The sequence below is a fragment of the Acerihabitans sp. genome (assembly GCF_036398755.1).
In the GTDB taxonomy this organism is placed as follows: Bacteria; Pseudomonadota; Gammaproteobacteria; order Enterobacterales; family Enterobacteriaceae; genus Acerihabitans.
Window position 1 is genome coordinate 1 of record NZ_DASWOM010000070.1, and the last position, 10322, is coordinate 10322.

The 10322-nt window shown below is 57.2% G+C and carries 9 protein-coding genes and 1 tRNA gene; 3 read left to right on the plus strand and 7 right to left on the minus strand.

Annotated elements, in window-relative coordinates:
* Positions 1-230: 230 nt before the first annotated feature.
* From lnt to miaB, 5 genes are all read right to left on the minus strand, one after another.
* Positions 231-1772, minus strand: a complete 1542-nt coding sequence (gene lnt / locus VGC33_RS11510; RefSeq protein WP_331120895.1) for an apolipoprotein N-acyltransferase — start codon at positions 1770-1772, stop codon at positions 231-233.
* 7 nt (positions 1773-1779) lie between these two features.
* The gene (gene corC / locus VGC33_RS11515; RefSeq protein ID WP_331120896.1) at positions 1780-2658 is read right to left on the minus strand and encodes a CNNM family magnesium/cobalt transport protein CorC; all 879 of its coding nucleotides are present in this window, start codon (positions 2656-2658) and stop codon (positions 1780-1782) included.
* Positions 2659-2734: 76 nt separating this feature from the next.
* The gene (ybeY, locus tag VGC33_RS11520) at positions 2735-3205 is read right to left on the minus strand and encodes an rRNA maturation RNase YbeY (protein WP_331120897.1); all 471 of its coding nucleotides are present in this window, start codon (positions 3203-3205) and stop codon (positions 2735-2737) included.
* Positions 3202-4266: a PhoH family protein gene (locus VGC33_RS11525; RefSeq protein WP_331120903.1), complete on the minus strand. Its 1065-nt coding sequence runs from the start codon at positions 4264-4266 to the stop codon at positions 3202-3204. The genes ybeY and VGC33_RS11525 overlap by 4 nt, the downstream gene beginning before the upstream one ends.
* Before the next feature lie 222 nt (positions 4267-4488).
* Positions 4489-5913 (minus strand): tRNA (N6-isopentenyl adenosine(37)-C2)-methylthiotransferase MiaB, encoded by a 1425-nt coding sequence (gene miaB, locus VGC33_RS11530; protein WP_331120898.1) that lies wholly within the window; start codon positions 5911-5913, stop codon positions 4489-4491.
* 182 nt (positions 5914-6095) lie between these two features.
* On the opposite strand from miaB, the gene ubiF reads away from it, so the two are divergent.
* From ubiF to VGC33_RS11545, 3 genes are all read left to right on the plus strand, one after another.
* On the plus strand, positions 6096-7277 hold the full coding sequence (ubiF, locus tag VGC33_RS11535; protein WP_331120899.1) for a 3-demethoxyubiquinol 3-hydroxylase: 1182 nt from the start codon (positions 6096-6098) through the stop codon (positions 7275-7277).
* A 145-nt stretch (positions 7278-7422) separates the two neighbouring features.
* Positions 7423-8769 (plus strand): type II toxin-antitoxin system HipA family toxin, encoded by a 1347-nt coding sequence (locus VGC33_RS11540; RefSeq protein WP_331120900.1) that lies wholly within the window; start codon positions 7423-7425, stop codon positions 8767-8769.
* A complete protein-coding gene (locus tag VGC33_RS11545; protein WP_331120901.1) occupies positions 8766-9080 on the plus strand; it encodes a helix-turn-helix transcriptional regulator in 315 nt (104 codons plus the stop codon). The genes VGC33_RS11540 and VGC33_RS11545 overlap by 4 nt, the downstream gene beginning before the upstream one ends.
* Positions 9081-9245: 165 nt before the next feature.
* On the opposite strand, the gene VGC33_RS11550 is transcribed toward VGC33_RS11545, so the two are convergent.
* On the minus strand, positions 9246-9809 hold the full coding sequence (locus VGC33_RS11550) for a PH domain-containing protein (protein WP_331120902.1): 564 nt from the start codon (positions 9807-9809) through the stop codon (positions 9246-9248).
* 398 nt (positions 9810-10207) lie between these two features.
* A tRNA-Gln gene (locus VGC33_RS11555) sits at positions 10208-10281 on the minus strand.
* Positions 10282-10322: the final 41 nt, after the last annotated feature.

A 10322-nucleotide genomic window follows, 5' to 3' on the forward strand; every position in this document is an offset into this window, starting at 1 on the left:
AACCGGGCCGGTGCATCACGGGGGCATGGGCGCCGGAAGGCATCGCGCAGCGACGCGCGACCTGCCGGGCGCGGGGAAGTCAAGAAGGGGCTCGCGTGAGCCCCTTCTTGTCGCTTGCCGGCACCCGGCAATACATATAAACACCGCACGCACGGCAAGCGAAACCCCCTGCCTCGGCGCCATAAACCACCACGCCCGCCACCAGCAATCCCCCACCGCCGCCAAGACGATTACAGCGCGCGCCGGCCCGCCCGCCGGCCGAATACCACGGCGGCAAAGCCCAACAGCAGCGTCAGCACCCACAGCGGCCAGTCGCCAAATCGCGCATAGGGCGTCAGCCCGGTCGTCGGCGTCACCCGCGCGCTTAACACGTCGCGGGTAAACTGCGGCAACATCGCATCAATGGCGCCATCGGCGCCGATCACCGCGGTAATACCATTATTGGTACTGCGCAGCAACGGGCGTCCCAACTCCAGCGCGCGCATGCGCGCCATCTGGAAATGCTGCCACGGGCCTATGGAATGACCAAACCACGCATCATTGGAAATGGTCAGCAGGAAATCGGTATCCGGCCGGAAGTTATCACGCACCTGCGAGCCGAGCACAATCTCATAACAGATAGCGGCGGTCAGCCTCATGCCGGCGACGCTCAGTTGGGGCTGGATATAATTGCCGCGGCTAAACGACGACATCGGCAGGTTAAACAGCGGCGCCAGGGGACGCAGCAGGCTCTCCAGCGGCACAAACTCGCCAAAGGGCACCAGATGGTGTTTGGCATAGCGGTTCGGGCTGGGGTAGCGGTAAGGCGTCGGCTCCCCCAACACCAGGATACTGTTAAAATAACTATAACCCGACGCTGTCCTGCGGGTGTCGATAATACCGGTCACCAGACTGGTACGCTCTTCCCGCAGCAGCCCATCAAGCTCGGTCAGGAACGGCGCCTGGGAGGTTTCGTCATCCGGAATGGCCGATTCCGGCCAAATCACCATCTGCGCCTTGCCCAGGAACGGCCGGGTATGGCTCAGGTATACATCAAGCGTCGGGCGCACCTGATCGGCCTCCCACTTCAGCGATTGAGCGATATTGCCCTGCACCATGGCGACGTTCACCGCCCTGGCGTCCTGCGGGGCATACCAATGCAGGCTGCGCAGCGGCCAGGGCAGCAACAGCAGCGCCAGCGCGCAGATGCCGGCAACAGGCGCGCGCAGGGCCACGGCGGCCACCGCCAGGCCGCTTACGGCCATCAGGATAAAAGTCATGGACTCGACGCCGAACAGCGGCGCCAGCCCCTTTAGGGGGCCGTCGATCTGCGTGTAGCCGAATTGCAGCCAGGGCAGGCCGGTCATCACCCAACCGCGCAGGAATTCCGTGACCTGCCACAGCACCGGGGCGCCCAGCGCCAGCCGCCATAGCGAGGTGCGCGGCCAGATACGCGCCAGCACGCCGCTAAACAGCATCGGGTACAGCGCCAGGTATGCCGCCAGCAGCGCGACCAGGCTGATATTTACCGGGCCGGGCAGCCCGCCGAACTGGGCGATGCTGACATAAATCCAGTTCATGCCGGTGCCAAACAGCCCGAATCCCCAGAAAAAACCGAGCCAGGCGGACTGCCGCACCGTGCGGTTAAGGGTAACCGCCAGTAAACCGGCCAGGGACACCAGCGCCGCCGGCCAAAAATCATAAGGTGAAAATGCCAGGGTACCGCAGGCGCCGGTCAACAACGCCAGCAATGCGCGTACCCACTGGCGCTCAAGTCGCAATGCGCTCGCCATGTAAGGTTTATTCTTCCATTATCGGTTGGGGTGAGTCGTCGGGGATTTTAACATGGACCTGGATGATACGCCGGCTGTCGGCCATGGCGACCTTAAAAATATAACCATCTATTTCAATGGTTTCACCACGGGCCGGCAGATGACCGAAGGCTTGCATCACCAGCCCGCCGATGGTATCCACTTCCTCGTCGCTGAAGTGGGTGCCGAAGGTTTCGTTAAAATCCTCAATCGGCGCCAGCGCGCGGATGGTGAAGGTATGACGATTAAGCTGGCGGATATCCCGATCTTCCTCGTCATCATATTCATCCTCGATCTCGCCGACGATCAGCTCCAGGATGTCCTCAATGGTGACCAGGCCGGATACGCCGCCGAACTCGTCAATCACAATGGCCATATGGTAGCGCTGGGAGCGGAACTCCTTGAGCATGCGATCGACGCGCTTGCTTTCAGGCACCACCACGGCGGGGCGCAACACTTTATCCATGCTGAACGGCTGCGAATCGCTGAGCATAAACGGCAGCAGATCCTTGGCCATCAGGATCCCCTCGATATGATCCTTGTCTTCGCTTATCACCGGGAAACGGGAATGCGCGGATTCGATAATCACATCCAGGCACTCTTCCAGCGACTGGTTGTTTTTCAGGGTCACGATTTGCGAACGCGGGATCATGATATCCCGCACACGCTGCTCGGCGATATCCATAACGCCTTCGAGCATATCGCGGGTATCGGGATCGATCAGTTCGTTTTGTTCGGAATCACGGATAAGCTCCAGCAAATCATTACGATTTTTTGGCTCACCGTGAAACAGCTGATTAAGGATAAGGGTAAAAAAGCCCTTTTTGGGACTGGGGCTGTCGTTGCTTTGCGAATGGTCGTCGCTCATGGCGTTTAGTTAATTTCACTCGTAGTGGATAAGTGGATCGTATAAACCGGCCCCACTCCGGGACCGGCGTCGTTTATCAGTCGTCTTTTTCGTTCAGATAGGGATCGGGGTAGCCTAAAGCCTGCATGATGTCGGCCTCCAGCGCCTCCATCTCCTCGGCTTCATCATCCTGGATATGATCATACCCTAGCAGATGCAGACAGCCGTGGACAACCATATGCGCCCAGTGCGCCTCCGGCGGCACTTCCTGCTCGACGGCCTCCCGTTCCACCACCTGGCGGCAGATGATCAAATCCCCGAGCAGGGGCAGCTCCACCTGCGGCGGGGCTTCAAAAGGGAACGACAGCACGTTGGTGGGCTTGTCCATGCCGCGGTAGGTCAGGTTGAGTTCGTGGCTTTCCGCCTCGTCCACCAGGCGGATAGTCACCTCGGCCTCGTCCTGAAACTGCGGCAGCACCCCTTCCAGCCAATGCATAAAGATTGCTTCATCGGGCAAGCCGGCCGGATCGGCGCAGGCTACCTGTAAATCAAGGATGACGCCGCTCATTTGACCGGCTCCTGGTTATCGCCCGAGGCGGGCGGAGTCTGCGCGTTGTAAGCGGCCTGCGCTTCACGCCGGCGCTGTTCGCCCAGCGCGTCTTTACGTTTCTGATCGGCCGCTTCCCAGGCCTCATACGCCACCACGATGCGCGCCACCACCGGATGGCGCACCACGTCCTCGCTATGGAAGAAGTTAAAGCTGATTTCCTCCACGTCGGCCAGCACTTCGATGGCGTGGCGCAGGCCGGATTTGGCATTGCGCGGCAGGTCGATCTGGGTGATATCGCCGGTAATGACCGCTTTGGAATTAAAACCGATGCGCGTCAGGAACATCTTCATCTGCTCGATGGTGGTGTTCTGGCTTTCATCCAGGATGATAAAGGCATCGTTGAGGGTGCGTCCGCGCATATAGGCCAGCGGAGCGACTTCAATGACGTTACGCTCAATCAATTTCTCCACCCGCTCGAAGCCCAGCATCTCGAACAGCGCGTCATACAGCGGACGCAGGTAGGGGTCGACCTTTTGGCTGAGATCGCCGGGCAGGAAGCCGAGTTTTTCACCGGCCTCGACCGCCGGACGGGTCAGCATGATACGGCGAATTTCCTGGCGCTCCAGGGCATCCACCGCCGCCGCCACCGCCAGATAGGTTTTACCTGTACCGGCCGGGCCGACGCCAAAGGTAATGTCGTGATCGAGAATATGGGCGATATACTGCGCCTGGTTCGGCGTGCGGGGTTTGATAATGCCCCGTTTGGTCTGGATATTCACCGCCTTGCCAAAATCCGGCACGCTCTCGGCGGTTTGTTCCAGCACCCGGCTCTCTTTAATGGCCAGATGGATTTTTTCCGGTTCGATATCGGCTATCACGCCGCGCACCGGGGCCGTATCCACATAGAGCGTCAGCAGGATCCTGGCGGCGGCCTCGACGCAAAGCGCGGTGCCGACCAGTTTGAAGACGTTGTCGCGGCGGTTGATTTCAATGCCCAAGCGGCGCTCAAGTTGTTTGATATTGTCATCGAACGGCCCGCAGAGGCTCATTAAGCGCTTATTATCCGCAGGCTCCAGCATGATTTCTTTAGTGTCGACGTTCAAACTTTTCCTCTGGGCCCTTCAGGCCATGTTAGGGAGTAGATTAAGACTGACATATTCATAAATGAAGTAAACCGGCGCCAGCGTCAAGGACGCGGATCGTTAAATCAATATGGGGGCACGATAAGTGAAAAGCAACCGGGGAGGCAACGCAAGAACCGGGTGGCGGGGGAGGCCGCCCGGTTACGGACCGGGCGGGCATCACGGCTGGAAGGTGCCGACGCCGAGTTCATTTTCTTTGCGGGTGCGCGCAATCACCGATGCCGGGCTTTCACTGACGCGCAGGCCCATCTGATCCTCGGTGCGCACGACCACGCCGCGCAGCGAGTTGGGATTGACATCGACGATCTCGACATCGACAAACTTGCCGATCATGCCCGGCGTGCCTTCAAAGTTCACCACGCGGTTGTTTTCGGTACGGCCCGCCAGCTCCATCACGCTTTTGCGCGAGGTGCCTTCCACCAGGATGCGCTGGATAGTGCCCATCATCTGGCGGCTGAACTGCATCGCCTGCAGGATGATGCGCTGCTGCAGGATATGCAGCCGCTGCTTTTTCTCGTCCTCGCCGACGTCGTCCACCATGTCCGCCGCCGGGGTGCCGGGTCGCGCGGAATAGATAAAACTGTAGCTGGTGTCGAAATTGACATCGGCAATCAGCTTCATCGTTTGCTCAAAGTCGTCCTGGGTCTCACCCGGGAAACCGATGATGAAATCGGAGCTTATCTGGATACCGGGGCGCGCCTTGCGCAGCTTGCGGATGATGGATTTGTATTCCAGCGCCGTATGGGCGCGTTTCATCATGGTCAGGATGCGATCCGAGCCGCTTTGCACCGGCAAATGCACGAAGCTGACCAGCTCCGGCGTATCCAGGTACACCTCGATGATATCGTCGGTGAATTCGATGGGGTGGCTGGTGGTGAAACGCAGGCGATCTATGCCGTCGATGGCCGCCACCAGGCGCAGCAGCTCCGCGAAGGTACAGATATCGCCGTCGAAGCTGGCGCCGCGATAAGCGTTGACGTTCTGCCCCAGCAGATTGACTTCGCGCACGCCCTGGGACGCCAGTTGGGCTATCTCGAACAGGATATCGTCGCAGGGACGGCTGACTTCCTCGCCGCGGGTATAGGGCACCACGCAGAACGAACAATATTTATTGCAGCCTTCCATAATGGAGACGTAGGCGGTGGGCCCCTCGGCGCGGGGTTCCGGCATCCGGTCGAATTTTTCGATTTCAGGGAAGCTGATATCCACCACCGGGCTGCGCGTGCCGCGCACGTGGTTTATCATTTCCGGCAAGCGGTGCAGGGTCTGCGGCCCGAATATAATATCAACATAATGGGCGCGCTCGCGGATATGCGCCCCTTCCTGGGACGCCACGCAGCCGCCGACGCCGATAATCAAATCCGGATTGGCTTCTTTCAGCGCCCGCCAGCGGCCCAACTGGTGGAACACCTTCTCCTGCGCCTTCTCGCGAATGGAACAGGTATTGAGCAGCAGCACGTCCGCTTCTTCGGCGTTGTCCGTCAACTGGTAGCCGTGGGTGCTGTCCAGCAGGTCGGCCATCTTCGATGAATCGTACTCGTTCATCTGACAGCCCCAGGTTTTGATATGCAGTTTTTTTGTCATCGGCTTGCCATTACTTTATGCATTATTTTAGGGTGCGAAAAAGCCCTTGGGCTCATGCAGGGCGCGTATTGTAATCCTTTGGCGTTGTCGTGACCAGTGGGCTGAGCCGCCGGCCCTCTTTCATAATGAAAAATTGCGGTACACTAAGCAAATGTTTAATCACTGACACAAGCATAGCCGAGATGAACACAAACGAAACAGCCTATGATGCGGTGGTGGCGGGGGGCGGCATGGTCGGCGCCCTGGCGGCGTTGATGCTGGCGCAGGGCGGTTTACGGGTGATGGTGCTGGACCATGCCCTCCAGGCGGAGCCCCGGCCGGATACACCGCCGGATTTGCGCGTTTCGGCTATCAGCTGCGCGTCGGCGGAGTTGCTGCGCCGGGTGGGGGCGTGGGATCGTATCGATTCCCATGTCCGCGTCCCCTATCGCCGCCTCGAGACCTGGGAGTGGGCTCAGTCCCGGGTCTCCTTCGACGCCGCGGCGCTGCATCTGCCCGAACTGGGCTTTATGGTGGAAAATATCAGGCTGCAGCGCGCGCTGTGGCAGGCGTTTGCCGGCTGTGGCAACCTGACGCTGCGCGCGCCGGCCGCCCTGGCGGAAATGCGCCATGACGGCGGCGGCTGGCGCCTGACGCTTGATAATGGCGATCGCGTGGGCGCCCGGCTGCTCATCGGCGCCGACGGGGCGCAGTCAAAGGTGCGGCAGTGGGCGGGCATCGGCACCATCGGCTGGCAATATCGCCAGTCGTGCATGCTGATAACCGTGGCATGCCCCTATGGTCAGCAGGATGTCACCTGGCAGGAATTTACCCCCGACGGTCCCCGGGCGTTTTTGCCGCTTTATGATAACTGGGCGTCGCTGGTATGGTATGACCGCGCGGCGCGCATCCGCCAGCTGCAGGCTCTGCCGCCCGCCGCCCTGGAGCGCGAGGTGCAGGCCGCCTTTCCCTCACGCCTGGGCGCGGTGAAAGTGCATGCGGCGGGCGCCTTCGCGCTGGTGCGCAGCCACGCCAGGGATTATGTGCGGCCGGGACTGGCGCTGATTGGCGACGCGGCGCATACCATTAATCCTATGGCGGGGCAGGGCGTAAACCTGGGCTTTCGCGACGCCGAGGCGCTGGCCTCGGTGGTATTGGGCGCGCGCGAACATGATGAACCCTGGGACGAGCTGCGCATTCTGAAGCGTTACCAGCACCGCCGCTACGGCGATAATCTGCTGATGCAAAGCGGCATGGATCTCTTTTATGGCGCCTTCAGCAACAGCCTGCCGCCGGTCCGGCTGGCGCGTAATCTCGGCCTGATCCTGGCCCAGCGCGCCGGCCCGCTGAAAGTCCGGGCGCTGAAATATGCCCTGGGTCTCTGACTGGCGGTAGCGTCGGGCGTTGGCAGCATAAAAATGAGCAATATATTGCTCATTTTTTTCATTTGAGATTTTTTTGAGCAAAATAATTCCCATTTCAAAAAAGTTAGCGCTAAAATGAGCAAAATATTGCTCATTGAAGGTGTCCATGAAATTGACTATTGAAATTTTTGTCGAAGGAAGATGGCAGGACGCCGCGTCTATCACATTTTCCGAACCTGACCAAGGACGCGCGAGTTTAACGTTACTCGGTTACGCGTTTGATTATGCGCTGGAATTCATGGAACGGGATGATGAGCATGCCTGTAGTATCAATTTGCCTGCGGTACTCATGGAAAACTACCGATCAAGGCCGTGGTTTACTTTCCTCGACGATATTATTCCCTCTGGGGCCAGTCGGCGATATTGGGTAAATCAATTAGGATTACAAGGCCTGCCGTCAAACCAACAAGATAGCGCTCTGTTGCGGTCAGGCGTTATTGCTCCCGTGGGAAATATGCGCATTAAGGAATCCTTAACCGATTTACCCGCGGTTAAACAAATTAATCAAATTCGGTTTACCGTACAGGATGTGGCCGAGCGGAATACTGATTTTTTAGAATACGCACAACAGATGGGCGCGGCGGGCGGTGGCGCCACTGGCGCTGGAGGGGAGGCGCCAAAACTATTATTACGTTGCTCCGCCAACGATGAAATCTGGATCGATACTTTTCAGGATGACGACCAAAATCCAGATCAACATTTTTTAGTAAAATTTCCACGCGCTAATCGCAGTGCGATCGATTGTGATATTTTGCGCGCAGAATTTCATTATTACCAAGAACTCAATGCCCTAGGCATGGATACGATTAATACAACAAATATGAGGCTCATCGAGGGCGGCCTTTATCCATCGCTTTGGCTACCGCGTTTTGATGTGGGTTTTTATCATGGAAAACGTCAGTTATTCGGGCTAGAGTCCGTTTATTCTGTATTGGATAAAGCGCCGGGCAGCCCGCTTAATCATTTTGTGGTCATTCGCGAATTAACAGCCAAGCTCAAACGGCAACATCGCGTTGTAGAGTTAAATGAGCCATTCGATGTTCAATCTTTTGTTATCGAACTGGTAAAACGGGATTTTCTGAATGTTATCTTCGGCAACTCTGATAATCACGGCGGGAATACCGCGTTAATCAAACGGCCTGAAGGCATTTGGCTGGCGCCGATTTATGATTTTGCGCCGATGAAAGCCGATCCAGAGGGCATAGCACGAAGCACTCAGTGGGGGGCGCCCTTTGAAATGGGAGGGCGTTTTCAATGGCAGGATATCGCATTGGAACTTGCCGATGTAGCGAATCCGGAACGGCTCATGGAAGAGCTTCAACTCATCGCGCGAAAGTTGGTCGGGCTTAAAGCACGCCTGGTTAAACGTGGAGTGCCGGACAGCATAATCGCTATGCCCGTAATGAGATTTGACCACATCGATCGGCAACTTGAAAACTGGCGGTTATTATGAAAAAACTTTCTCCTGAAGAACGGGAGGCGCTGTTGCTGCATATGATTACCGAACTCTTCAACGAGCAGATAACGCCAGGGCAAGTATTACATCAGCTTCGTAAAGGCGTACTTGGCATGTCCCAAGAACGCTATGCCTTATTGGTCAATATCAGCCGTCGTACTCTATCCGATATCGAACGAGACCAGGGCAGCCAGTCGTTATCGGTATTAAACCGGGTATTTAAGCCGCTTGGCCTCAAGATAGGCTTATTGCCGCGCAGTCAGCATTTGATGCGCGCGCTGCTGCCGGATGGACCAAAGGACGCTTAGGCGATCTTATCCGGCGGGCTTTCCATGCCGGACGGCACGGAAAGCCCGCCGGTGCCTGCGCCTGCGCCTGCGCTTAAGCGATAACATCGGCGTGGACAATCAGCCGGAATGGCGCTTTCCCCTGCATGTCCCGCTAAGCGCCGGGCGGGCCGGCGCAGGTGGGCGTTACATCGCCAGGATTTTCTCTTTTTGCACGCTGAATTCCTGATCGCTTAAAATGCCGCGTTCCTTCAGCGCCGCCAGCTTTTCCAACTGGGTAATCACGTCATACTGCGGACGGGCGCTTGCCGCTTGCCGCAAGTCCGGCTGCTTGCCGAGATTGTCCCGCGCGATATTCACCATATTGGTAAACGGGGTAACCGCGCCTTTCATCACATTCTCGATGGTATAGTTTTGGCCCGCGGTGCTCAGGGTAATGCTGCCGGTCATCATTTTGGTGCGCCCGCTTACGGAAACCACGCCCGCCAGGTCGACAGAAACCTGCTTAAGACCGTAAACCATACCTTTATCCAGAAAAATAATCCGGTAGTTGGTCAAGGTAATCAGCCAGGTATTGCCGCCCATCAGGCCGGAGGCGACCGCGAGCGGTGTTTCATCGTCGGCCAGGATCGCCGGCAGATGGTAAAATTCTTTTTTCGTGCCGAAGGGCATATCGCCCACCAGCTTGGCCAGGCGCTTATATTCTATCTTTAACTCTTCAATACTTGCTGTTTTAAAGTTAATCATCATTGAGTCCCAATGAATAATGGTCAATTTATCAATTAATTGTGCTCGAATTTACCTTATGTTGCGCACAATCAAAGGCGAGAACAGCTCCCTGAAACCTGTCTATTTAAACGGCTAGCCTAGACAACGATCTTTATGTTAACGACACCAGAGGCCGTTTCCCGCGCGCAATCGTCGGCGATTGTGCACTTAACAATATGACCGATACCATGATCTGGGATTGCTTGCGCCGCGTTTAGTTGCAAATAAATTAGGATAAACCTGATATTTTCACAACGCGTGATAACCGGCTGATACCCTGGAGGGGAGAAAAGGGGGGAAAGCATGGAAACGAACATAAGAAAACGGGGCGATGTCTTGCGACAATCGCCCCGTTTACCGCTGCTTGCGCAGTCTTTGTATGGCTGGGGTACCAGGATTCGAACCTGGGGTGGCGGAATCAGAATCCGCTGCCTTACCGCTTGGCGATACCCCAAAAATGTGGTGGCTACGACGGGAATCGAACCTGTGACCCCA

What these genes read in the sequence shown, in the direction of transcription:
- lnt (WP_331120895.1), bottom strand. Translation starts at nt 1,772, where the DNA reads ATGGCGAGCGCATTGCGACTTGAGCGCCAGTGGGTACGCGCATTGCTG.
- corC (WP_331120896.1), bottom strand. Translation starts at nt 2,658, where the DNA reads ATGAGCGACGACCATTCGCAAAGCAACGACAGCCCCAGTCCCAAAAAG.
- ybeY (WP_331120897.1), bottom strand. Translation starts at nt 3,205, where the DNA reads ATGAGCGGCGTCATCCTTGATTTACAGGTAGCCTGCGCCGATCCGGCC.
- VGC33_RS11525 (WP_331120903.1), bottom strand. Translation starts at nt 4,266, where the DNA reads ATGCTGGAGCCTGCGGATAATAAGCGCTTAATGAGCCTCTGCGGGCCG.
- miaB (WP_331120898.1), bottom strand. Translation starts at nt 5,913, where the DNA reads ATGACAAAAAAACTGCATATCAAAACCTGGGGCTGTCAGATGAACGAG.
- ubiF (WP_331120899.1), top strand. Translation starts at nt 6,096, where the DNA reads ATGAACACAAACGAAACAGCCTATGATGCGGTGGTGGCGGGGGGCGGC.
- VGC33_RS11540 (WP_331120900.1), top strand. Translation starts at nt 7,423, where the DNA reads ATGAAATTGACTATTGAAATTTTTGTCGAAGGAAGATGGCAGGACGCC.
- VGC33_RS11545 (WP_331120901.1), top strand. Translation starts at nt 8,766, where the DNA reads ATGAAAAAACTTTCTCCTGAAGAACGGGAGGCGCTGTTGCTGCATATG.
- VGC33_RS11550 (WP_331120902.1), bottom strand. Translation starts at nt 9,809, where the DNA reads ATGATGATTAACTTTAAAACAGCAAGTATTGAAGAGTTAAAGATAGAA.